The sequence below is a fragment of the Cryobacterium melibiosiphilum genome (assembly GCF_003602235.1).
In the GTDB taxonomy this organism is placed as follows: domain Bacteria; phylum Actinomycetota; class Actinomycetes; order Actinomycetales; family Microbacteriaceae; genus Cryobacterium; species Cryobacterium melibiosiphilum.
On sequence record NZ_QZVS01000097.1, the window covers coordinates 226,213 to 249,379 of the forward strand.

Consider the following 23,167-nt stretch of genomic DNA (forward strand, 5'->3'; position numbering starts at 1 on the left):
TCATTGTGTGTCCGTCACAATCTCTCGAAGCCCCAAGAGGACGGTCGCGTTGTCGGTATCGCCAGCGATAGTGAGGTGGTTCTGGACTCCCCACCCAGAATCCAGCCAGCTTCCGAGGACGGGAACAGCCTTCGAGACGTTCTCTTGCCAGCTGGCGCCGAGGCCGCTGTCATGAAGTTGGTAACCGTTCGCTTCGGAGGGGGCCTGCCCATATCCAATTTCACCAATCTGGCTTCCGCGCACCGAACGGATGACGTCGTTCGACCCCGTGAAGTCTGAATACTGAGTGCCCGGGTTGGCCGACCATTCCTCGGTCATGCCAATTCCAGAAAGCGACACCCGATGGGCGAACTCGGTTCCTGCCGTCTCAGCCTTGCCGGCAATGCTCGTACCGAAACTGTGCTCGATGGAGATCACGGGTTTTCCCTCGCCGTCAGCTGTCCGGAGTCCCTCGTTGAAGTCGTGGTAGGCCGGGCCAAGGCTCGTAGCCCACGTGTTGTCTGGCGAGTGGACAACCGGGTTCGGGGGAAAGGTACCGTCTTTGTAAACGAATGCGACGAGCCCCGCTGCAGGCACGGAATTATCGATCAACCACTGAGCGACTTCCTGCACGCGCCCGCTCGTGAACGACTCCATGCTCGCGGCCGTTCCCGGCACGTAATTCACGGTCGTGCTCGCTCTGTCAAAGTCACCGATCATTTCGATGATGCGGTCGGCGTCCTTGTCGTAGAGGTAGAGCTGGACCTCACCGTCTACCGCGCGCTGTAGGTATTCGGTCTCAGCGTCCAGCTCGGCGATCTCGGCCTCAAGCTCGGCGACCTTCTGTGAATCATTTGCCGTCGCGCGATGCGACCCAGGATCCGGCATTTTCCTCAGGGCCTCGAGGCGCTCGATCTCGACATTGTTACGCTCGATCTGCACCTGCGCGAGCGCCTTGTTCGCCTGCACCCGCACCGCCGGTGGCAGCCCGTTCAATGCGCCGACCACGGCCGGCGCCCCCACGATCAACGCCAATTGCCCTGCCGAGAGCTCACCAGACCCGGTCGTGCCCCGGCCAGCCCACCACACGGCCACGGCGTCCGGATCAGCCCCCTTCAGCCGATCGACGAGGCCGGGCTGGTCGGCCAGCAACACCGCCAGATCCGTCGCCGACAGCCCGGACAGCTTGTCCAGTAAAGCCTCCGGCGTCAGATACCGTGCGGAGGCCCCGGCGAACACTGCCGTCGCGCCGTGAACCGCGCGCGACGCTAGATCGCCCGCGCACAGGGCATCCGCTGCCCGGCGACGGGCGACGAGCTCGTCCCATCGCGTTGCGTTGCCGCTCAACAGGGCCTGCTCGTCATCGATTCTGCGCTCCAGCTGACCGTGATCACGCGTAGTCAGCATGTACAGGGCCTCGGGAGCGTCCTCATCCGTCGAGGTACGCAGCTGCCGCTGGTAAGTCCACAGCCGCGACTGGGCGTCATCCCGCTGCGCGGTCAGGGCGTACTGCAGGTCTTTGATCTGTTCCACCTCGGCCGCATACTGAAGCAACGCCGCCGCCTGAGCGTCGAGGCCCGCGATGACCAGTTTTACATCGGGCACAATCGTCGCGAGCTTCGCCACGAAGGCGTCGCGCGACTTCGCCGTCCACTCGGCGCTGGCCGCCTGGGATTCGGCGTCGCGCAGGGTGACCTGCGCCGCCCGCAACTCCTCAGCCCGCGTTGTGCGCCGCGTCGCCTGAAAGCGGATGCCCCACGGCTCCCCCGCCCCCGGATCCTGCTCGGTCCACACCACGCTCAGAACACCACGCTCAGAACACCACGCTCAAAACGCCAACCGGGCGAGCCGGGCATCCGCCGATGCGAGCTCCGCCGCCACCGTGCGCGGAAAACCACCGGCCTCGGTCGCGACGACGGCAATCACCGAACATCGGGTCTGCTGCTGCGCGGTGCCGGTCTGCAGGGCTTCTGCAACGCTGGCCGACTGCAGCACACCCTCCACAGACCCCGACAGACATGGATCCGCACCGAGAACCGTCGCAGCGCCCGCCACCGACACGGCCAGGCTCGACAGCAACGATTCCACAACCTTCAGCTCAGACATCGCATCCCCCAACTTGTCGGCTACCCCCGTATAGGGCCCAGCTTAGTGGTCGGCCTGATGAGGCCCCGAAAATGCGTGGTCCGGGGCCGTGAGAAGTGTGCACAGTCGGGGTCTGACCGGGCGACAACAACATCGGCCGGGCACGAGGCTAGCCGTGGCTGCGCACGGTCGCCGGGACGGCATCCGCAGCCACGCGCGGCGGATCGAGCTGTCGCAGCTGCCGTTCGAGGGCGCGCATGGTGCGCCCGAAGGCAGCCGCGTCGGCGGAGTCTTGCCCCGCCGGCATCGCCTCGCGCCAGAACGCCTCATCCAGGGGCGGGCCGGGCTCCGAAACCGTCGCAGCGTCATCGACCACGAGCGCTCGGGTGGCGAGTTCGTGAGCCGCGTCGCCGATCGCCGCGAGCATGACCTCGCGCATGCGCTCTGCCCAGGCGAACCGGGTCGGGTCCCTCGACGCCAGCGGAGCGCCCGTCACCAGACGGATGGCGCGGGCCAGGTCGGTCGTGCTCGTCACGGTCACGTCGGGGCCGACCAGGGCGACGAAGTCGTCCCAGTCGCTGCGCACGCCCGCATGCAGGCGGCGATCGTCGAGACCGACCAACGGCAGGAACAGGGCCCCCTCGTCGTCGCTGCCGAGCCAGGCTCGCGTGTGCTTCATCAGGGCGTTGCGGTTGTGTTGCGCGCGCACTCCGGTCGGAATCTCGGTCGGCCAGAGCGCTTCGTGCACCTCGACCGCGCTCGCGGTGCGGTTCAGCGTCAGAAACGCGACCAGCTCGACGGCCCGCGCCGCCCACTCGTTGCCGGGTTCCGGTGCGGTGCCCTTCGCACCGGTCACCGCGGCAGGTCCCAGCAGCCGCACGTACGGCGCCAACACCGGAGCGTCGCCGATGAACGCTGCGTCGCCGACGAGCGCTGCGGTGATGGCTGCCGGCAGCGGCACCATCCGCTCGGCCGGCCGATCGGCGACATCGAGCAGATCGAGGATGTGCGTCGTCTCCTGAGCATCAACGAGCTGCGGTACCAGATCGAGCCCGAGTGGCGCGAGGGTTGCCTGGCTGTGGGAATCGATGCCCAGAACCCACTCACCGTGCCGGGCGTCGGCGGGCGTCCCGGGCGCGCAGTCCACGATCGCGAAGCCCCCGCCGCGCAGTGCGAGGAGTTCACGCCGCGCGTCCCCCTGCAGGCCCGAGTCGCTCAGAATCAGCACTTCCGTCTCGGGCTGGGAGTCGACCTCGGCACGTGTCCGCAATGCGGCCAGCGCCGCATCGGGGCCGAGGTGACGCACAGTGCCGGTCTTCAGGGCGATCGGAAGCCCCTCGGCAATTCCGACAAGGGTCACCCGCGCGCCTGGCGCCGAATTCGTGGCAATTTCGGCTGCGAGCGCGTCGACCGCCGGCCCGGTGAGTTCGGTCGGCCCGGTCACGGCCAGCAGGCCGATCTGGGTCAGATTCAGCAGCACGAGCGCGCCGCCGCAATCGCGCCCGACCGTGACGAGAGCCGGATACCCGGCGGCACCACGCGCATCCGCTTCGGGCAGCTCCGCCGGATCAACGCTGAACGCGCGGTTCAGCGGCTCGTCGGTAACGGCCACGAACGGAGCACCCAGCGCGCACGGCCCGGCCAGGTACAGGGTGATCAGGTTTTCGGTCAGGCTCACCCGCACCAGCGGGGGCAGGGTCGGGCTTGCGGCCGCAAGTAAGTCGAGCACCCGCTCGAGGTTCCGGCGAGCGCGGCGATCCTGCACCGACCGCAGCTCGCTCTCGAGCGCGCTCGAGGCATCTCCCGGCAGGCTGATTTGCTCCCCCGACGCTCGCAGGCGGCGCTGACGCAGGCGACGGATGCCGAGGATCCCCACGAGGGCCGCGGCCAGCAGTCCGCCGATGCCGCCGGTGGTGCCGAGGCTGACGGGTTCGACGAAGGCTCTGGCCTGTGTCGCCGCCTCCGCACCGGCTGCGTCAGCGACCTCGGCGGCCCCGGCGGCGGATGCTCCCCCCGGGTCCAGACTCGTCGCACCAACACTCGCGGTCGCCATTTTCGTATCGGACGAGGCCTCAGCGCTGACCGCGGTGGGTACGGCGGGCACGGCGACACTGCCCGGCACGAGCACGGTCTGGCCCGGGTGGATCAGGTTCGGGTCGGTGATGCTGCCCCCGCCGGGCTGAACGACCGCCTCACTCGCGGAGAAGATCTCCGAGTAGCGGTCGCCGTCGCCGTAGGCCGTCGCGGCGATGTCCCACAGGGTGTCACCCGCGACCACGACGTGGTCTGCGGTGCCGAGCAGGGCGGCGCCGTCGGCCGTGTCGGCGGCGGGCACCGCGGCATCCGCCGGCAGGGTGAGCACCCAACCCGAGTTCAGCCAGTGATCGGCGGTGAGGGAATGGCCGTCGGCCTGGCTGCCGCCGTAATTGAGCTGCGCGATCTCCAGAAAGCGCTCGCCGGCGCCGAGGTGCTGCTCGGCTATGCGCCAGAGGGAGTCACCGTCGACAACTTCGTAGGTAGGCGCCGCCGCAACGGCAGGGGCCACGCCGACGGCCGGGGTGACCTCGGTGACAGCGGCGGGGGCGGATGCCGGCGCCGCCTCCTGCGCGACGCTCACGGGTGCCTGGTCGAACCCCGGGGCACTCGCCGACGCCGGCTGGGCGATGGAGCTGAACCCGGTGATCATCACGACGACGGCCACGATGAGCCCGGCGGCCCACTTCTGTTGCCTGCCGAGGCCGGGAAGGCTCGGGCTCGGAAGGCGGCGCAGCTGGGCGGGGAGTTCCACGAGGAAGCCGAGGGCGAAGGTCGCCCAGGCGACCCAGGCGATCAACGGCAGTACGGTTCCCATGAGGAACGCGCCGCCGTAGTCGGGCGTGGTCAGGGCGCGGCCGAGTTCATCGCCGGAGGGAAACGGGTTGCCGGCCAGCAGCAGAAGCGCTGCGGGAATGCCGGCGAGCAGGGCCGCCAGGACCAGTAGCGAGCCGATGCCACTCAGTACGGTCGTCAGGGGTCGTGTCGTCATGACTGCTCTCGCGTTTCTCTGTCTAGCCGAGTCCTGAGCAGTCGACTCACGGCGCTGAGCGCCGCTGCCGAGCGACCCAACGGGTGCCTCGCTGCGTGCGTGAGTGTCATGGGATCTCCATGATGACGCCGTCCGGAAGCACCGGGACGTCGCCCGGCCAGCCGCCGAGACGGTCGAGGGATTCGGGTCCACCAATTTCCCCAGCATCGACGTTGAGCATGAAGCTGCCCGGATTCTCCGGATCCTGCCCGTAGGCCCCGGACCAGCCGCCGTTCTCGGCGGCGGTGTACAGGTCGACAATCTGACCCTCCGGAACGATCAGGTAGATCGACAAAAAGCTGTTCGGCTTCGTGTCGGCGACCGACCAGGCCGTTTCCAGGAGGAACGAGGCCAAAGCCTCGTCGTCGGCGACCTGAAAGCCGTCGTCGACGGTCAACACTGCTCGTACGAGTGTTTCCTCGGCGAGTCCGGACCTGTGGGATTCGCTCACGACCTCGGCTTCGGCCACGCCGGGAAGGGCGGAGAGGGCCTTTGACGCGCTCTCGGGGGTCTGGCCGCCCGTGACGCCGCACCCGGCCAGCGCCCCGGCGATCACCGCTGCCGCTGCGAGACAAGCCCCGGCGCGGGGCCCAGACAGTCGTTTCCGTTCAGACAGTCGTTTCCGTTCAGACAGTCGTTTCCGTTCAGACAGTCGTTTAGGTTCAGGCATCACTATTTCCTCACCGCATAATAATCGTCGACCTGCACCGATCCCCCGACGGGAACGTTGAGCCCCCCGGCGGCGTGGACGGCCGGGTTGGCCAGCGCCATCACGCCATAGCGATCAGCGTTATGCACCGTGGCCGGGTCCATGATCGGCGCCGTTTCCTCACTTTCAAGCTTGTGCCCAGGCTGGAGCAGCGTCGTCCAGTTCGTCGTATCCGGGTTGGGTTTGCCGTCGGAGCTGGGGATGAGGTCCTCGTCGGCTTCGAGGGAGAACACGTCGATGTGGGACGGAATGGCCATGTCCCCGATTGGCGATCCGGCGGTGTTGACTCCGACTATGTTGTACCCGTTGCTCGTGTTCTGTGCGATCGCTCCGGCCGTGATGCCGCCGAGGCTGAAGCCGTCGAGGGTCACCGGCAGACCTCCGGCGCCCGTCGTGATGCCCGCTGTGTCCATCGCCGCATAGACCGCCTGTGCCATGGCTGTTTGATCGCCGTAGGTGAGGGCATAGAGGTCACTCGTCAAGTCGTTCGGAACGGTGCCAGCCACCGGAGCGAATGTCGCCGTGCTGGTGCTCTGAACCGTATAGCCGGTCGGCACGCCCTGCGCGTCGAGCAGGGTGAATACCCGTATCACGCCCATGTCTTCGCCGCCGATTTGGTCGATCTGGGCCAGGCTGGCCATCATCGACGCGGTATCCGTGGGAATGATCCTGCCGGACCCATCGTGGGCGAACGGCGGCGCACCCTGGCCGTAGATGTCCGTGCGGCTGTCCTTCTGGCTCTCTTCGCCGCGCAGAAGGATCGTCTCGAGACTGATCGGAACATCGTCTCCGGTGACCAGGTGCGCTTGCCCGTCGTGAAAGAGCCCGAGGGTGCGACCGTCGCGAATGATCATGGTCAGGATGTCGTCGAAGTACGGGCCCGTGGCGCCGAGGGCACCCTGCACGTTCGTGGCCATGTTGGCCCAGACGTCGTCGAGCGAGAAGTTGCGCGGAAACGCCGCTCCAACCCGTGCTCCGAGCAGCGTCAGGCCGCCCGGAAGCGCCAGCGTGGCGAGCATCCGGGGATCGGCGGCATAGTCCCCGACCGTCTCCCGTACCGCTCCCAGCAGCGCGTCGGCTCCTTCCTGCGTAGACGCCAGAATCCCCGATCCCACGGCGACGGCCGCACCCACGCCCAGAACGGTCATCATGCGGTCTATTGCGGCGTGCTCTTCGAGCAGGGCGACGCCGGTCTTGGCGCCCCCGGCGATCACCGTTCCCCACCAGCCGAAGGCGCCCTGAACGTGGGCTCCCAGCACACCCGCGGAGCCGCTCAGGTACGCGCCGCCGAAACCGGCACCGGCTGCGAGGGCCGCAGCCGACGCGCTCAGCGTGCCGTCGGCGAGCTCATAGGTCCTGACGACGGATGCTGTCACGTGCGCGAGTCCCGTTGAGACGACGAGATCGACACTGAGGCGAGTGACCGCCCCGAGCACGGCCGCTTCGGCATTGATCCCCGTCACCGGCGACAGAATGAGCGAATCCGTGATGTCTGGATCGGTCACCAGCCGAACGACCGAGGCAATCACCGGCACGAGGAATGTGTTGAGTGACGAAATCGATGTGGTCATGGCCTCGACGTCGGAGAACGTCACGGCCAGGCTGGCGCTGCCGGTCGACACGGCGGCGCCGACGTTGACGACACCCTGCGCCGTCTGCGTCAGCATGCCCAGAGCCGAGTCTTCGCTGGCCGCGTCGAGGTTCTCGATGTACCGGTCTTCCGCGGCTGCGACGTCGGCCTCTGCCTCGGCATGGGCAACCGCCGATGGATTGAAGGGGTTGGTGGGCAGGTCGGGCATGCCGGGGGCCGGCTCAACGGGCGGCATAGGTATCCCTTACGAGTGTGGCCACGATGCCGAGCAGGTCGACGCGGATGTCCTCACGCCGCGCGCGGGTGAGGCGCACCGTGCCGCCGTCGACCACGTCCGTCGCCGAGATATCAGCCGCCGCACCCGAAACCGAGAGGCGCACGGTGATCCACCCGCGCGGCCCCAGAAACCAGTCGTGGCTGTACACGCATCCGGTGGCCGTGAAGGCCTTCACCCGAAATCCCGTGTCCAGCGAACCGGACAGGTCCTCGAGCAGCTGCCGCGCCGGTCGCTCCACGTGCAGTTCGGTCGCCAGCGCGTCGATCACCGACCGGTCGTGCGCTCTCATCGCCGCGATGAGCGCCCGCGATTCGACGAGGCCGATCGCGACCGAGGGTACGGGTGACGGGGCAGCGGATGCCTCGGCGGCGGGGTTCGCGACGGCACCCGGCACCAGCTCACCCGGCACCAGCTCACACAGTGACGTCCACAACCGGTCCACGGGCGTGAGGGCCACGACGGCGCGCGCGGCGGCATCCGTCGCCGAAAGACGCGGGGTGATGACGGTGAGGCCGGAGCAGGCACCTCGCGTGACCGTGCTCGCATGGTCGGTGCGCTCGGCCGGAGTGAAGGCGCTCACCTGAAAGACAAAGTCGCCGGCCATTTGCAGGGCCAGCGGCACGCGCAGCGCCGGCATCACCGCGTCGGTCCAGTCCGGCTCAGCCAGTGTGGCGGCAGCAGTGACCAGGCCCGCGGCCCGCAACCTGTCAAGAGCCTGCCCGCTAGCGGCGGCCGCCGCTGTCTCGGTGGCGGCCGGTGGCAGAAAATCGGGCAGCAGCAGCCCGGGAATGTGATCGCGAATCAGCCTCAGTTCGGCCACCGTCAGGTCGACGCGGGAGTCGTCGTCGCTCATCACACCCAGCCTCTCGCCGCGTAGGTCGACCGCACGTCGAGCCACTCGCGCCGTTCGCCCACCGGCAGAACGGGGATCGTGGTGATGACTTCGTGGGCGTGGTCGACGGCCGCGGCCGTGACCTGCACGCCGGCGACGGTGAAGACAGCGATGCGCACCATTCCGGTCTGCAGGTTTGCCGCGGTGTCGACCATGACGCGCATGAAACGTGTCACGGCGGCATCGGCGACGTCCTGCACGGTTTCAACGGCGGTCGCCGCGACGGTCTGGGCCTCTCGCCATCGGTCTTCCACCCAGAGCTGGGCGTCCCTGATCGCCTGCTTCACATCGTCGACGGAGTGCGCGTGGGCCTCCAGGGCCGTCGCCGCGTCGTCGAGCGCCTGGGCCTGGCCGCCGAGGCTCGTCGCGACCTCCGTGATGCGCTCTCGCAGCGCATCGCCCGCCTTCGAATTCCACCCCATTGCGCCGCTCTGTTGCAGCAGGGACGATGCGCGCGCCCGCAGCTCCGTGGCATCCGCGCGCACGGCCGCAGCCCGTACGCGTACCTGATTCATGTCGCCATACATTGTCTACCCCCAGATGGGCCCAGCCTAGCCGGTTGATTCCGGTCGGTCATTCGGTACGTTTCCCTCGAGAGGTGTTGCTCAGAAGGTGTCACTCGGTGATGAGCTGGGCAGACGCCTGCCCGCCGCCGGGTAACGAGGTGATGCCGATCAGGCTGACGAACTTCGTCGCGTATTCCGTCGCCACCGCGACGTTCACGATCTCGCCGTCAAAAGTCACGGTGCCGGTCATGCCCGCCGCGTCGACATAGGCCAGGGCGGCGGCCTGCGCCGCATCCCGGTTCAGCGCCAGAGCGCCGCTCAGCACGGTCTCCCCGCTGACCGAATTCGTCGCCGCGCGCGCAGCGGATGCCGCCACCTGCCCGGCGCGTTCGTTCGCCTGGATCTTGCCCGCACCGTCGACGACGAGTCCGATGACGACCACGAGGGTGAGCACGATCATCACGAACGCAATCGACGCCGACCCGCGCTCACTCTCGTTCCCCCTGTACAGCCGGTTGTTCCAGAATCGCTTCACAGCTCGATCACCGTTCCCGGTAGGCGTCGACCGGCGAGGTCGCCGTCGTCGTCATTGTCTTGGTGCCCGGAAGGCCCGGCAGTGCGATGTCCGTCAGGTCCAGGGTGCAGCTGAGTGTCGCCGAGACCAGGCCGACCTCGCCGAGCGGCACGCTCAGGCCGGAGTCGTCGATGACGACCGTGAACGACGCGCAGCTCAGCCCCGCCTGCGCGATCGACGTCTGCGCGGCCTGGGTCGCATTGAGCTGCGCAGCGGATGCCGTGCGCGACAACGACGCGTCCCTCGCCGCGGCCGCCGCGGCGCTCTCGACCGAGTTACCCGCCAGCGCGAGCCGCGCTCCCGCGACGAGCAGCAGAATGACCAGCACCAGCGCGGGCGCGATGAGCACGAGCTCCACACTCATGGAGCCCTGCTCGTGCCGCAGCACCTGTCGGAGGCCGCGGCGCAGCATCCGCCGCCTGGTCGGAGGCACGGGTTACCGCGCCGATCCGACGTTGACCGACTGGAGTTCGTTGATGTCGACCGTCGTCGAACTCTCGGTCGTGAGCGGAATCACGCCCGACTGGCCGCCACCGCTCCACGTCACGCTCCACTGGCTCGTCGCCGTGACCGTGTATTCGCCGCCGGGCTGGGCGTTCGACGTGCGCGCGTAGCGATGCCCGCAGGTCGGCGAATCAACGGCGCCGTACGCCACGACGAACGGCGTGCCGACGCCGGCGCAGGCGACCGTGGTGCCGTCGCCCATATTCCAGAGGATCGACGTGACCTGGGCGGTCGCGGTAACGCTGAATCCACCCAGCGGCGTCACCTGCTCGAGGGGTCCAAAAGTATCCTCGGTCGGCGATTCCACCCACATCCAGATCGGCACGCCGACGTAGCTGCGGGAGTCCACGATGTCGGGGTCAGGTGCGAAGCCGATGTCGATGGCGTGCAACTCGAAGGAGTTCGCCATCGCCTGGCCCGCCTGGCCCGCGGTCAGTGTTTCGATTCCCGGCGGCGGGTTTTCCAGCCAGCGTGAAATCGCACCGGACGCACAGGGGCTCACGTCGCAGATAACCTCCGCATAGTCCCCTCCGGAGAGCGTGCACATGTACCAGCCACCTTCGCCGGCGCCTTCGGGAGGCAGCTTGGGCCCGATGAAAGCGCCCATGTAACATTGCCAGTAATTGCTCCAGTAGGCGACCCCGCTCGAGCAATCCACGACGTAGTAATCGCCGTCGGCGCGCTGATCCAGGCACTCCGGCGGGGACGGTGTCAGTCCGGTGCTGGGATTCATGGGGGGATCTACGGGAGCGGCCAGGCCCGTACCCGAGGTGTCACACTGCTTCACCGACAAGCCCCCGCCCGTGCACACAACGTAGGCCTCGGCGGACACCGGGGAGACCCCCACCAGCAGGCTTACGCCGAGGATCACCGCAACGAGTCGAGCAACCATCTTCAGCACGGCTCAACCACGTCCGGGTCGATGAAGTCCTTCACCATCCAACGTTGTTCGCTCTCGAGATATACCAGGACCATCCTGATCAAGCCGCTCCTGATCGGTTGCATCTGCACCACCGATCCGTCCGCATGGGTGAAGTTCGACCCCGACGTGTCGAAACAGCCCACGAGGGTGGCCGCGCTGAAGGGAAGAGAGGTCTCGCCCAGGGAATATTCACCGACAGTGGATTCGGGGAGGACCTGGTAGCTGCTGGCACCGGTGGCGACCAACCCATCACTGGCCTGGCGCTCCGAAAGCTCGTGCACATGCCGTGCGGCCTGCTCGATGGCCACGTCATCGATGGCACTGCTGTCTGCCGGGTTCTCGACCTCGATCTCGGCCCACACGCGCAGGTATTCCTGGGCTGCCGCCGTGCTGTTCGTCATGGCGTCCTCGTAGCTCGTCGGCGGCGCGCTCTCCCCCGTCGCGAGGGCCTCGGGCGTTGGCGTAACGGATGCCTCGGGGCTCGCGGTCGGCGCCGACTCGCCCGCGGTGCACGCCGTCACTCCCAACAGGCCCACCGAGAAGAGGCCGATGAGCGCGAGCCTGCGGCTGGCCCTGGGCGATCTCGAGGTATACGTGGTCATGCGGTCTCCTTCAATTGCGTGCTGTTGGCCCTGGGTGCGATCATCCGATCCACCGTTCGACCGGTCCGGTCACCGACCGTTCGACGGCGGTGTTCCAGCCGGGCACCAGAGTCGGCGCGTTTCCGGTCACCGTCACGGATACCTCGGTGGGGGTGCGGCCCACCGTCACGACCGCGCCGCTCAGCACCATTCCGGATCCGGTCGCCGTCGCGTTGCCCGCGGCGATGCCGTCGTCGGGCGTCGCCTCGAACAGTCTCGCCGCGTTGTACGCGCTCGACGCCGCTGCCTGGGCGATGTTGCCGGCGTGCACCCACACCGCCCCCTGAATGATCACGAAGAAGATGCCGAACAGCACCGGCAGAATCAGCAGGGCCTCGATCGTCTGCGAGCCGCGCTCGGCCCCAGACCCACGGCGTGGTGCCGTGGTCCTGCGGATGCCGCGGGCTCGCTGCGTCACGGTGAGCTTACGTTCCGGGCAGCAGGGCGACCTGCCCGTCCACGAAGGTCGTGACGGCAGCGATCACGATGCCGGCGATCACGAGGATGCCCACGACGAGAAAGATCCACTCGACCGTCTGCAGGCCGGCCTCACTCTGCTCGCGCAGCAGGCGGATGCGGCGACCCAGTCCCGTACGAAACTTTCGGCTCAGTGTGCTCATGTTCTGCTCCTATATATAGGGGTGTAGTGACGGAAAAATCTGGGTGCTACGACGCCAACAGGTTCATCACGAGCGGCGTAAGGATCAGCCCCACGAAGACCATGGCCAGCATCGTCATCGGGATGGTCATCCGCTCGCTGATCTCGTTGGCCCGGGTGTGCTCGTTGTTGAGCAGCTGCACGCGCAGTGACTTGCCGCGGGCCCGGAGGGTTTCATAGACGGATGCGCCCTCCTCGCCGGACAGCCGCACAATCTTGGCGACATCCGCCAGTTCGGGCACGCCGATCTCCTCCGAGAAGGTCGTGAGCGCGTCCCACGGCGGGGTGCCCGCATATTGGGCCCGGGTGAGTTCCTGCCGAATGCGCACGAACACCCAGGATTTGCCGACCTGGGCCGCCGAGAGCAGGGCGTGGCCGGCGGGGGCGCCGCGGCGCCGTTCGGCCGCGACGAGTTCGAGATAAACGGCCACCGCCCGAGAAAACTCCTCCCGGGCCCGCGCCGCTTTGGCCTTCAGGTCCTGGTCGGGCCCGAACCAGAGCAGTGCCGCGAGGGGAATGCCGAGCAGCGCCGGCAGGTAGAACGGCAGCACGCCGATGAGTTGCAAGAACAGCCCGAACAGGCTCGGCATGACCAGGCCGAACGCGGCGAGCAGGGCTTTATCGGAGAGGTATTTGTTGACCGGAACCCCGACCAGGGCGAGGTTCGTGGTCGGGATCGTGAACCCGGGCAGGTCGGGCAAGCGTTTGTGCACCCAGGTGCCCACGCGCACCTCGAACGAGGCATCGCGGCCGAGCCCCGCGACCGAGGTCGTGCCGAGGCGTTCGATGGCGGCCGCCAGCTGAGGCTGTTTCGGCATCAGCTGCGAGATGACCAAGGCGACGCCGAGGCCGGCCAGGATTCCGGGGATGAGCGCGAGCTGCCACATCTCAGGCCCCCTGCGTCACTCGAACGGCAGCCGGCGCGGCCTCGAGCGGGTTCTCGAGAATGCGTGGCGTCGGGGTGCCGACCGTGATGCGCTTGAGCCAGATCAGCAGCACCACGTAGAGGGTCAGCCAGACCGCGAGGGCGACCTGGCCGAGAAAGCTGCGGTACGGCGCCATGAACTCGCCCATGAACGGAATGAGCAGCAGCAGGGCGAGGGTCACCAGCGTGATGATGCGCACGCTCGTGCGGGGCTTGGCGCGGTCGGTTTCGATCTCGCGACGCACCCGCACCTCTTCGAACACGATCTGGGCGAGGTCGTCGAGGGCGTTGACCAGGCCCGGGCCGCGCTGCTTGTCCGCGAGCAGCAGGTGGGCCACCACGAGGTCGGCGGTCGGGTCCTTCAGATCGTCGGCGAAACCCTGCAGCGCCGCGGCCGTCGCCCAGCGCGCGTTGATGCGGGCCGTGAGCATTGCGACCTGCGGTTTGATCGCGCTGGGAGTGCTGCTGAGCGAGGCCGTGACGGCCTGTTCGAGGCCGGCGCCGGCCACAATCAGGCCCGACAGGCTGCGGGTCCAGGTCTCCAGCGCTTCAAGCCGGGCGATGGTGTCGTTCTCGTTGCCCGTGCCGAGCAGCAGCGGCACACCGATGGCGGCGACGGGCACGGCGATGAGCATCACGAACCAGCCGGTGATCACCCAGACGAGAATGCCGACGACGAGACCGGCGAGGGCCAACAGCTGCCGCTCTCGGCTGAACTGGCTGCGGTAGGCCACGAGGCGCAGCAGAACCACGCTGGGCATCCGCTCACCGCGGGCACGTTCCTGGGGAAGAAAACCGAGCACGACGACGAGCAGCCCGAGCAGGGCCGCGATCGTGCAGACTGCCAGCAGGGTGGCACTCATACCGACGCGCCCGAATGGCCGGGCAGCAGCAGGTTCGCGTCGAACCCGGCGTGCACGAGCTCGGCGAGGGTCTCTTCGCGCGGCCGGTTCAGGGCCACCTGCTCGTGCGTGTACGGGTCGGCGCGAAAGATGGGCGTCGCGATCGGGCGGGCCTGCTCGCCCGGGCCGACCTCGGCGATCTCGGTGACGATGCGGCGCACCAGGCCGGTCTCGGCGTCGCGCACCTTGCTCACCTGCACGATGAAGTTGATGTGCTGGGCGATCTGCCGGTACGCGTAGGCGTCGGAGGTGTTGAGGCTGCGCTGAGTCAGCGTCGCCATGCGCTCGATCGCGTTCGCCGGGCTCTCGGCGTGGAGGGTGCTGAGCGAGCCGACGCCGGCCTGCATGGCTTGGAACATGGCGTCGATCTCCCCGCCGCGCACCTCGCCGACGACGATGCGCTGCGCGTTCAGGCGCAGGGCCTCCTCGAGCAGTTCGACCATCGTGATCTCGCCCGGTCTGCTGCCGTCGACCGTGCGCTCGCCCTGGCCGGGGCGGTACTGCAGCGCGGTGATGATGTGGTGCCGGTCGTTCATGCGGTCAAGGTGCAGCTCGCGCTCCTTCTCGATCGTGACGATCTCCTCGAAGGGGTCGATGCTGTTGCAGAGCGCCCGCACGAGGGTGGTCTTGCCGGCGTTCGGATGCCCGGCCACGACCATCGATTTGCCCGCCTTCACCGCGGCGTCGAGAAAACCGCTCATCGCCGGGGTGAGCGTGCGGTGGTTGACGACGAGGTCGTCGAGGGTGATGTCCACGAAGCGGTGGATGCGGATGACGATCTTCGGCCGCGGGGAGATGGGCGGCGCGACCGCGGCGAGGCGGGCACCGCCGGGCAGGTCCATGTCGAGAATCGGGTTCGTCGCCGTGAACGCACGGCCGGTCTCTCCGCCGCGCGCGGCGAGAAAGGCGATCTCGGCCATCAGCTCGGCGTCGCTCGAGGCGACCGGCGCGTGCCGCTTCTTCTCCCCCGACGCGTAGGTGACCCAGACGTTGTCGAAGCCGTAGATGTCGATGTTCTCGACCTCCGGCTGGTCGACAAGGGGCTGCAGACGGCCCAGTTTGAACAGCGAGTCGAAGATGGCCTTCGCCATCGCGTTCTGGGTGCGTGGGTCCCAGGCGCTCGTTCCGCCGGCCAGACGCACCATGTCGTCGACCTGCGAGCGGATCACGTCGGCAATGTGGGCCTGGGCGAGCGCGTGCCGGGAGGCATCACTGAGCCCGGGCGACGACAGCTCCGACTGGGCCAGCAGGTTCGCGACCTGTTCGCGAAGGCCCGCCACGACGTCCCACTGCAGGGCGACGGATGCCGCACCCGACTCGTCCAGCCCGGCCGCGGCCAGCGCGCTCCGCGATGCGGGCAGCGTGTGGGTGGGGGCGGCGTGCGCGGGTTCGGGAACGGGCTCGGGCTCGGGGGGCGCGGATCGGCGGCCCGACGGCGGCGCGAAGGGGCTGCGGAAAGGGGCATCCGTCGACGCCTCGTCGGTCTGGGCGGCGAAGAACGGAAGCTGGCCGATGTCCCGGGTTCCGGTGGTTGTGTCTTCGGTCACAGCGGGACCTCCGTTCGAATCTGTTCCGACAGCGCCGGCTCCTGGCGCGAATCGGATCGAGCGTTGGCGGGCGCCGGTCGCACCCCCAGGCGGGTCGCGCGCTCCTCCATGGCCTGCACGAGGGCGAGCGACGTGGAGTGCACCGACCGGCGGTAGGCGCTGCGGTCGTATTTGGGCGGTGGCGTCGCGCCGAGCGAGTGCACGGCGGCGGCGCGCACGTCCCACTCGATGCGTCCGACGATGGGCACGCCGAGCACCCGGGTTATTTCAGGCGACGTGTAGCCCTCGACGGCGGAGTCGACGAGAAGCAGGTGCAGCAGGTCGGCGTGGCCGGCGGCCGTCATCGCCGTGACCAGCTCGCCGACGCGTGGCGCGAGGGCCGCGATGTCGGGCAGTACCGGCCGAGCCACGACGACGACGCAGTCGGCCTGCTGCAGCAGCGGAATGCGGGCGTCGTTCTGGCTGATCCGGCCGACATCGATGATCACGTCGATTCCGGCGCCTTCGAGGCCGGCCAGTGCCGAACCGAGGGCGGGCCAGAGGGTGGTCGTGCCACGCGCGGCCTGCAGGCTGGAGAACCCGGGAATCAGATACCGCTCGGGGGCGAGCTCGATGGCCTGGGCCCAGAGGCTCTGCACCGTGAGGTCACCGCGCAGGTGGTCGACCGAGAGCGGGGTGAGCCCGCGCGAGTGATCGACCTGGCCGCGCAGCAGGCCGGGCAGGATACTGCTCGATTTGGAGGTATCCGCTTCAACCAAAAACGCGGGGCGATGCCAGCTGAGGGCTGCCCCGACGGCCGCGGTGGTGACTCCGGGCGAACCGGCCAGGCTCGCGAGCACGATGACCGACACGGTTACTCCGCCGCGACGGAGTCGAGAATCAGCGCGACACGGCCGGTCGCACCCCGGGCGGCGATGTCGGCGGCCTGACTCTGCGGCACCACGAGGTCGACGATCCAGGTACTGGATCCCTCGTCGAACCGGGTCGTGAAGACGGTCGCTTCGAAGGATTCCGGTGAGCTGGCGGGCGGGTCACCCTGCGAGACCGGCGTGTCGACCAGGCGCACCTGATCGCCGGCGGCCAGCGGGTAGCTGGGCAGCTGGGCCACCGACAGTGCAACGCCGACGATGGATTGGCCGGTCTCGACGGCGATACCGGCGCCCACATTGTCGCTCGTGATCATGGTTCCGGTCGGGAGATCCACGGTGGCCGTCTCGCCGATGACACTGGCGGCTTGCTCGGCCGCGACCGCTGTCGTGTCCTGCCCGCCCGCGATCTGCAGCGTCGTCAGATTCTCACTCGTGATCGTCGCGCCGCGGGCGATGTCGGCACTCGTCGTGAGCACGGTGACCGTGTCACCGACGGTCGACGCGTAAAACCAGCTGCCGAGGCCACCCACAATGGCGAGGGCCACGCCGGCGGCGATGACGGCCGGGCGGCGGCGGGATTTGGTCGGGGGCTGGCCTGCCTCGCGGCCCGGCGAGGCCGGCGCATCCGCTTTCTTGAGCGCGACAGGGCGGCGGCGCGGCGTGCGCGCCGTCTTCGCGCGAGTGGATGCCTCGTTGGTGTTGGACATCTGTGCTCTGTTCCCCCAGCTTGCGGTGTTCACGCCGATGGCGCGGTGATTCTCGATCCCCGACGGAAGGCCTCGATCCCGACGGGAGGAGGCGGCGTGCGCGGGTTAGCGGCCGAGGCGCGAGGCGAGCTGGGCGTCGACGTCGCCGAGCGTCGTCGCTGTGGTGCGCAGGAAGAGCGAGAGGTCGTCGAGCCCGCCGATGGTGTTCTGGGCGCCGGTCGTGAAGCGGTTGTAGGCGTCCGAGAACGCGCCGGAGGACTTGTCGGTCGAGAAGCCGGAACTGATCAGCGCGGCGATCTGCGACTGCAGCTTGCCGAGCGTCGCGTTGATCTCATCGCGGCCGACGATCAGTCGATCGGCGTTCGAGTTGATCTCCTGGTATGACACATTGATGTTCGACATAGTTCTGCACCCCTCAGTTTGTCGAAGCAGACTGAGCGTCCACCCCCATGTGGGGCCAGTCTATGGGGTATCCCGGCTCGGGCAAGACCACCCCCGGCCGGGGACGCCGGCGGCGCTGGTCAGGGAAGGTCATCCAGGTCGACGTCGAAACACGGACTTGAGCCGCTGATCGTCAGGACTGTCGGCCTGCCCTCGTAAGCACCCGTTGACATCTGCACTCCGTAGCCGGCGCGGTCTTCTTCGGGCGCGGACAGGTTCACCCGTTGCCCGGCACCGTCATTGACGTCGCTGCTGGTGGCCAGCGTCCACCCGTCGGTTTCGACATCCGCAACGAGTCGATCGAGCAGCGTCAGGGCGTCGGTCCCGTCGACAAAGGTGACGTATCGCGTGGTCACCCACTGCCGAACCAGTCCCTGCGGGTCGACGTCGCTCCCCCGGCATCCCGACGACTCATCCCTGACGTCGTCGATGCGGGCAACCGTGGCCGGGTCGATGGCGGAGATGAATCCGTCGACGACGGCTGCGGTCTTCTCCTGGGCTTGGTCCAGCGTTATCTCGGGCACTGTGCTTCCTGTCTGAGTGCAGCCGCCGAGCAGGAGGGACCCGAGCAGTATCAACGTGACCAGGGTCAAGCGACTGCATGATGATGTGCCGTGGAATATTCGTTTCATTTGTCGTCCCCATCGCTGTCCGCCATCGTCGTCTGTCAACGTGACAATGCTCGCGGCGATATTCGCCCGGTTCGCCTGCACCCGCGTCGCGTACGGCACGCCGTCGAGGTTGCCGATCACCGTCGCGCCGTCACACGCCAGCGGCGGCTGCGGCTGCGGCTGCGGCTGCGGCTGCGGCTGCGAGCAGAAGATCGCGCGCAACACACTCGATATAGAACGGATTGATCACGAGAAGAGACATTGGCGTCGGTCCCCCCGGGGTTGTGACCGCACACACGAACGAGCCGGAGTGGACTGGAAGTCCACCCCCTGCGTGGGGCCAGTCTACGGTGTCGGGAATGCCACCTGCACCCGCGTCACACGCCCGGAGTCCACGAGAATTCCGCGGCCCGGCGGAAAGTCGCTGCGGGTGACCCGGGGGAACGGGGTGCGGAACAGGCTGAGGCCGTCGGTCTCTTCGGGCTGCAGCACGATCCCGGCGCGGGCGGTCTTCAGCTCGCTGTAGATCTGCCAGGCGCTCGCGGCCGTCACCGTGTCGGTCTCGGCGATCACGGGCACGCCCGCGCGGCGGGCGGCCTTGATCAGCTTGGCCACCGCCCCCTCGGCGGCGAGGCCCTCGAAGTCGCCGACATTCTCGATGACGATCAGCAGCTGTTCGGCGTCCCCGCTCTCGATCAGGGCTGCGAGGCGCATCGCGAGGGCGTCCGCCTCCTCGGCATCCGTCGACCGGTCGGCCCAGTCGGTGACGGTGGCCAGCGCGCTGCGCCGCCCCACCAGCAGGTAAGGCTGCACCTCGCGCCGGGCGGCGCGCACCGACTGCACGATCGTCGTCATCGTGGTCGTGCGCCCCGACCCGAACGGGCCGGTCACGACGAAGAGCCCATCGAGCGGAAGCCCGGTGGCCTGCAGGGTGTCATCGCTCACGCCGAGCGTCGGGCGACCGTCGACGGTGCCGGGCAGGTCGGCGAGCGAAATGTGTTCGGCCAGCCGGGCGATCCCGTTCGCGGTGGCGACTCCCGCTGCCCGCAAGGCGGCCGCGAGCTGGTCGACGCGCAGCGACTGGCGGGCCACATCGGCGCTACCGGCGGCCACCGCCAATTGCAGCTCGTGGCCGCCGACGAGGGCGCGGCCGGGCGCGGCCTCGGCGAGCACATCCGCTTTCACCCCGGCGGACGCATATTCGGACTCCCCGGAGAGCCGCAGCACCAGGCGCTGGCCCACGTTCGCCAGCAGCGGGGTGGGAAAGGCTCCGGCCCGGTCGGCGGTCATCACGAAGTGCACGCCGACCTGGCGGCCGGTCGCCGCGAGCCGCGCGAACCGGTCGAAGACGTCGCCGGCCCCGGCGAACTCGAATTCCGATCTGAACACGCCCATGCCGTCGATCAGCACGAGGATGCGCGGCTCGGGCAGCCCCGACAGGGCGCGGTAGTCGCCGAGCGAGCCCGCCCGACGCGCGGCGAACCGGGCGGCCCGGTCATCGATGACCGCGGCGAGGTCCTTGAACAGGCGCGTCACCCGCTCGACATCGTCGCCGCTGACGATCGAGGCCACGGTCGGCAACGATTCGAGCATGCCCAGCCCGCCGCCGGCGAAATCGAGGCCGTAGACGAGAAGCGGATACTCCCCCGCCACCGCCGAGGCGGCCACCGCGATCGTGCGCAGCGCACTGGTCTTGCCCGAACCGCCGGTACCGATGATGGCGAGGTTGCCGACCGTGTCGAGGTCGAGCAGAAACGGAGTCTGGCTCTGGTGCTCCGGCTCGTCGAGTAGTCCGATCGGAATCAGCCGCTCCCCCGCCGCCGGCAACCCGCCCAGATCGAACAACTCGGGAAGCTGGTCGAGCCACGGCTTGCGGGGAACCTGCACCGAACGGGCGTCCGCCGCCCGGGCGATGGTTGTCGCGAGGCGCTCGATGTCCCGGGCGCCTGCGCCGCGCGGGCCGCGCGCGGCATCCGTCGCCCATTCGGCACCGGGACCGAAGGGCAGGTCCTGCACATCGACCTCGGGCGCGGTGACGGCGCCATCGGTGTGGCCGCCGAGGTAGGCGGCCTGAAAGTCGAGTACCCGGCCGGGGCCGAGTTTCGCGGCGGCACGGCCTGGGGTGCCCGGGTCGAAGCCGGCGGCGGCGGGAATGCCGAGCACGTCGAGGCTGTCGGCCTCGTCCGCGACGCGCAGCGCGACCCGCAGGTTGGTGTTCGCGCGCAGGCTGTCCTTGATGACGCCGGCCGGGCGCTGCGTGGCGAGCACGAGGTGCAGGCCGAGCGAGCGCCCGCGCTGGGCGACGTCGACGACGCCGTCGACGAACTCGGGCACCTCCCCGGCGAGCGCCGCGAACTCGTCGATCACGATGATGAGCACCGGCGGCGCGTCGGGGTCCGAGCGCTTCTCGAGGGTTTCAAGGTCTTTGGCCCCCTTGGCGTTCAGCAGGGTCTCGCGGTACTTCAGCTCGGCGCGCAGCGAGAGCAGCGCTCGCCGCACGAGGTGCGGGTTGAGGTCGGTGACCAGGCCCACGGTGTGCGGCAGGTCGACACACTCCGCAAACGCCGCACCGCCCTTGTAGTCCACGAGCAGAAAGGTCACCCGGTCGGGCGCGTACTCGGCGGCCATGCCCATGATCCAGGTCTGCAGAAATTCACTCTTGCCCGACCCGGTGGTGCCGCCGACCAGGGCGTGCGGGCCGTGGGCGCGCAGGTCGAGGTAGAACGGCTCGCTCGCGCCTTGGCCGACGAGGGCACGGATGCCGCCCGCCTCACGCTGCGATCCCGGTACCCATCCCCCGGTCAGGCTGTCGTTCTTGACCCAGCGGCGGATCACCGCTCCGGTGTCGTCGGCGACGTTGCCGTCGTAGAGATCGAGAAAGTTGACGCTGCGCGGCAGGTCGGACTCGTCCAGGACCCGGGCGCCGATGTCTTCGACCGGGGCGAGCGCGCGGGCGGCCGTCGCGGCAGCGCCGGCATCAACCCGGTCGAGCTCGGTCAGGTCAACCGTGCGGCCGGAGCGCACGAAGCCGACCTGCACCCGTCCCGCGTCGGGGTCGACGTCGAGGTAGGTGCGGCAGACCACCGGCAGCGCCGTGACGGAGTGCGCGAGCCAGACCAGGAACACGCCGTAGTCGGCGCCCTCATCACCGAGGGCGACGAGCCGGGAGCGGTCGGCGGGCGCTTCAGCGGTCACGAGCACCACGATGGCGGGGCTGGCCGGCAGCCGTTCGACGGCCTGGCCGCGATCGATCGAGTCGGCCGTGTCGGCCTTCAACCGCGAGCGCACCTTTTCACCGGCGCCTAGGCCGGCGGTGCGGCGAGCCGCGATGAGGCCCTCGAGCGCGGCCAGCAGCGCGGTCGCAGCGTTGTAGTCGGAGGCCAGCCCGTTCAGCCGCAGGGGGCTGTAGGCGGAGTTGACGTGCGGCATCCACTTCAGCCAGGACCAGTCTGCGGTGGAATCGCCGCCGGCGAACGCGGTGACCACGAGGTCGGCGGGTGAGTGCAGCCCGGCCAGCTGGGTGAGCACGCTGCGGGCCGCGTCGAGGGCGACCGGGGAGGTGCCGGCGATGCCGAGGGCGCCCGAGCGGGCCAGGTTTTCGATCACGGGAACGTCGCTCACCGGCGTGAAGCGGTCGACGATGCCGTTCACCTGGTGCCATTCGGCGACGCTGCCGCTGTTCTTGCTCGGCAGGGTGACGGTGTTGCGGCTGGGCAGGGTTCCGAGGCCCAGCCGCACCTCGAGAAAGCTGGCGTGTTCGGGTTTGCGCGTCCAGAGCAGCGCGGAATGCTCGCTCATCGCGGCGCTGACCTGCGTCGCCGAGGGCGATTCGTTGACGCGGGCGGTGACCTCGAGCGTGCGTTCGGTCACGAGGGTCTCTTCGAGGTCGGTGATCGCCGCATCGAAGCGTGCGGTGTCGTCGCGGGATTTGCGACGGTTCTGGATGCGGGAGTCGATCCAGGTGCCGAGCATGATGAGCGGTGACAGGGCGATGAAGATGAGCATGTAGGCCTGCCCGGTCACGAAGAACAGCACCGCGCCGAGAATGATCGGGCTGATCACCGCGAGCACGGGAAACCGGGCCTTGTCGGGAGGGGTGGGCAGCTCCGGCGCGGTGAACGTGCGCCCCGCGTAGACCGGGTCGACGCGCGGCGACCGCGAGAAGTCGGTGGCCTCGGCCTCGGCCGCCCGGCCCCCGCCGCCACCCGGGGCGGCCAGCGGCACGATGACGAGCACGGTCTCGCCCAGGCGGATGCGCGCGGTCGCCGACACGAGGGACCGATGGAACAACACCCCGTCGACGGTGACGCCGTTGGCGGAGTTGAGGTCGGTGACGCTGATCGTCTCGCCGACGGTGATCACCGCATGGCGGCGTGAGACCTGCGGGTCGGTCAGCTGCACCTGGAAGTCGGGTTCGCTGCCGACGTAGTTGACCCCGCTCGCCAACGTGAACTCGCTGCCGGCGTCTGGCCCCTCGAGTACCCGCACGATTGCGGCGGCATCCCCGAAGAAGTCGTCGCCGGTGCGGCGTTCGCCCGCGCCGACGACCTCGACGGTGCAGCCGGAACGCAGGTTGGACTCGTGCACCGCCGCCGACGGGTTGAGCAGCCGGGCCTGGCTGCGCCCGGGATATTCCACCCGCAGGGTGAGTTCCGCGGAGGATTCCGTATCGGTCCCGCGTGGCCCCGACCCGCCGCCGAGGTGGCGGGCCACATCGTTGACGGTGGCCGTGACATCCGCTGTCACCAGCACGTCTGCCACGG

The 23,167-nt window shown here is 68.8% G+C and carries 21 protein-coding genes; all 21 read right to left on the minus strand.

Annotated features, from left to right (window positions below; genetic code table 11):
- Window positions 1-1,776 (minus strand): hypothetical protein, encoded by a 1,776-nt coding sequence (locus D6T64_RS21545; RefSeq protein ID WP_119976726.1) that lies wholly within the window; start codon window positions 1,774-1,776, stop codon window positions 1-3.
- 30 nt (window positions 1,777-1,806) lie between these two features.
- Window positions 1,807-2,085: a hypothetical protein gene (locus D6T64_RS21550; protein ID WP_147364638.1), complete on the minus strand. Its 279-nt coding sequence runs from the start codon at window positions 2,083-2,085 to the stop codon at window positions 1,807-1,809.
- Window positions 2,086-2,233: 148 nt separating this feature from the next.
- Window positions 2,234-5,089: a LysM peptidoglycan-binding domain-containing protein gene (locus tag D6T64_RS21555; RefSeq protein ID WP_158594935.1), complete on the minus strand. Its 2,856-nt coding sequence runs from the start codon at window positions 5,087-5,089 to the stop codon at window positions 2,234-2,236.
- Window positions 5,090-5,195: 106 nt separating this feature from the next.
- Window positions 5,196-5,684: a hypothetical protein gene (locus tag D6T64_RS21560; RefSeq protein WP_119976729.1), complete on the minus strand. Its 489-nt coding sequence runs from the start codon at window positions 5,682-5,684 to the stop codon at window positions 5,196-5,198.
- Between the two features lie 116 nt (window positions 5,685-5,800).
- Window positions 5,801-7,663 (minus strand): hypothetical protein, encoded by a 1,863-nt coding sequence (locus tag D6T64_RS21565; protein ID WP_119976730.1) that lies wholly within the window; start codon window positions 7,661-7,663, stop codon window positions 5,801-5,803.
- Window positions 7,650-8,558, minus strand: coding sequence for a hypothetical protein (locus D6T64_RS21570; RefSeq protein ID WP_119976731.1), 909 nt, complete (start codon window positions 8,556-8,558; stop codon window positions 7,650-7,652). Before D6T64_RS21570 ends, D6T64_RS21565 begins: the two co-directional genes overlap by 14 nt.
- Window positions 8,558-9,112, minus strand: a complete 555-nt coding sequence (locus D6T64_RS21575) for a hypothetical protein (RefSeq protein WP_147364639.1) — start codon at window positions 9,110-9,112, stop codon at window positions 8,558-8,560. The genes D6T64_RS21570 and D6T64_RS21575 overlap by 1 nt, the downstream gene beginning before the upstream one ends.
- Window positions 9,113-9,212: 100 nt before the next feature.
- Window positions 9,213-9,638, minus strand: coding sequence for a pilus assembly protein TadG-related protein (locus D6T64_RS21580; RefSeq protein WP_119976733.1), 426 nt, complete (start codon window positions 9,636-9,638; stop codon window positions 9,213-9,215).
- Window positions 9,639-9,645: 7 nt separating this feature from the next.
- On the minus strand, window positions 9,646-10,110 hold the full coding sequence (locus D6T64_RS21585) for a TadE/TadG family type IV pilus assembly protein (protein ID WP_233551503.1): 465 nt from the start codon (window positions 10,108-10,110) through the stop codon (window positions 9,646-9,648).
- 3 nt (window positions 10,111-10,113) lie between these two features.
- Window positions 10,114-10,914 (minus strand): hypothetical protein, encoded by an 801-nt coding sequence (locus D6T64_RS23330; RefSeq protein ID WP_233551505.1) that lies wholly within the window; start codon window positions 10,912-10,914, stop codon window positions 10,114-10,116.
- Between the two features lie 161 nt (window positions 10,915-11,075).
- Window positions 11,076-11,705, minus strand: coding sequence for a hypothetical protein (locus D6T64_RS21595; protein ID WP_119976735.1), 630 nt, complete (start codon window positions 11,703-11,705; stop codon window positions 11,076-11,078).
- A 40-nt stretch (window positions 11,706-11,745) separates the two neighbouring features.
- Window positions 11,746-12,162: a TadE family protein gene (locus D6T64_RS21600; protein ID WP_158594936.1), complete on the minus strand. Its 417-nt coding sequence runs from the start codon at window positions 12,160-12,162 to the stop codon at window positions 11,746-11,748.
- Window positions 12,163-12,169: 7 nt separating this feature from the next.
- The gene (locus tag D6T64_RS21605; RefSeq protein WP_119976737.1) at window positions 12,170-12,364 is read right to left on the minus strand and encodes a hypothetical protein; all 195 of its coding nucleotides are present in this window, start codon (window positions 12,362-12,364) and stop codon (window positions 12,170-12,172) included.
- Between the two features lie 46 nt (window positions 12,365-12,410).
- Window positions 12,411-13,289, minus strand: a complete 879-nt coding sequence (locus tag D6T64_RS21610) for a type II secretion system F family protein (protein WP_119976738.1) — start codon at window positions 13,287-13,289, stop codon at window positions 12,411-12,413.
- A gap of 1 nt (window position 13,290) precedes the next feature.
- A complete protein-coding gene (locus D6T64_RS21615; RefSeq protein WP_119976739.1) occupies window positions 13,291-14,190 on the minus strand; it encodes a type II secretion system F family protein in 900 nt (299 codons plus the stop codon).
- Entirely contained in the window at window positions 14,187-15,776 is a 1,590-nt protein-coding gene (locus D6T64_RS21620) for a CpaF family protein (RefSeq protein WP_119976740.1), read from the minus strand. The genes D6T64_RS21615 and D6T64_RS21620 overlap by 4 nt, the downstream gene beginning before the upstream one ends.
- Window positions 15,773-16,627: a hypothetical protein gene (locus D6T64_RS21625; RefSeq protein ID WP_119976741.1), complete on the minus strand. Its 855-nt coding sequence runs from the start codon at window positions 16,625-16,627 to the stop codon at window positions 15,773-15,775. The genes D6T64_RS21620 and D6T64_RS21625 overlap by 4 nt, the downstream gene beginning before the upstream one ends.
- Before the next feature lie 2 nt (window positions 16,628-16,629).
- The gene (locus D6T64_RS21630; protein WP_119976742.1) at window positions 16,630-17,352 is read right to left on the minus strand and encodes an SAF domain-containing protein; all 723 of its coding nucleotides are present in this window, start codon (window positions 17,350-17,352) and stop codon (window positions 16,630-16,632) included.
- 105 nt (window positions 17,353-17,457) lie between these two features.
- Window positions 17,458-17,754 (minus strand): WXG100 family type VII secretion target, encoded by a 297-nt coding sequence (locus D6T64_RS21635; protein WP_119976743.1) that lies wholly within the window; start codon window positions 17,752-17,754, stop codon window positions 17,458-17,460.
- Between the two features lie 119 nt (window positions 17,755-17,873).
- Window positions 17,874-18,629, minus strand: a complete 756-nt coding sequence (locus tag D6T64_RS22750; protein ID WP_158594937.1) for a hypothetical protein — start codon at window positions 18,627-18,629, stop codon at window positions 17,874-17,876.
- Between the two features lie 120 nt (window positions 18,630-18,749).
- A complete protein-coding gene (locus D6T64_RS21645) occupies window positions 18,750-23,165 on the minus strand; it encodes an FtsK/SpoIIIE domain-containing protein (protein WP_158594938.1) in 4,416 nt (1,471 codons plus the stop codon).
- Window positions 23,166-23,167 lie beyond the last annotated feature (2 nt).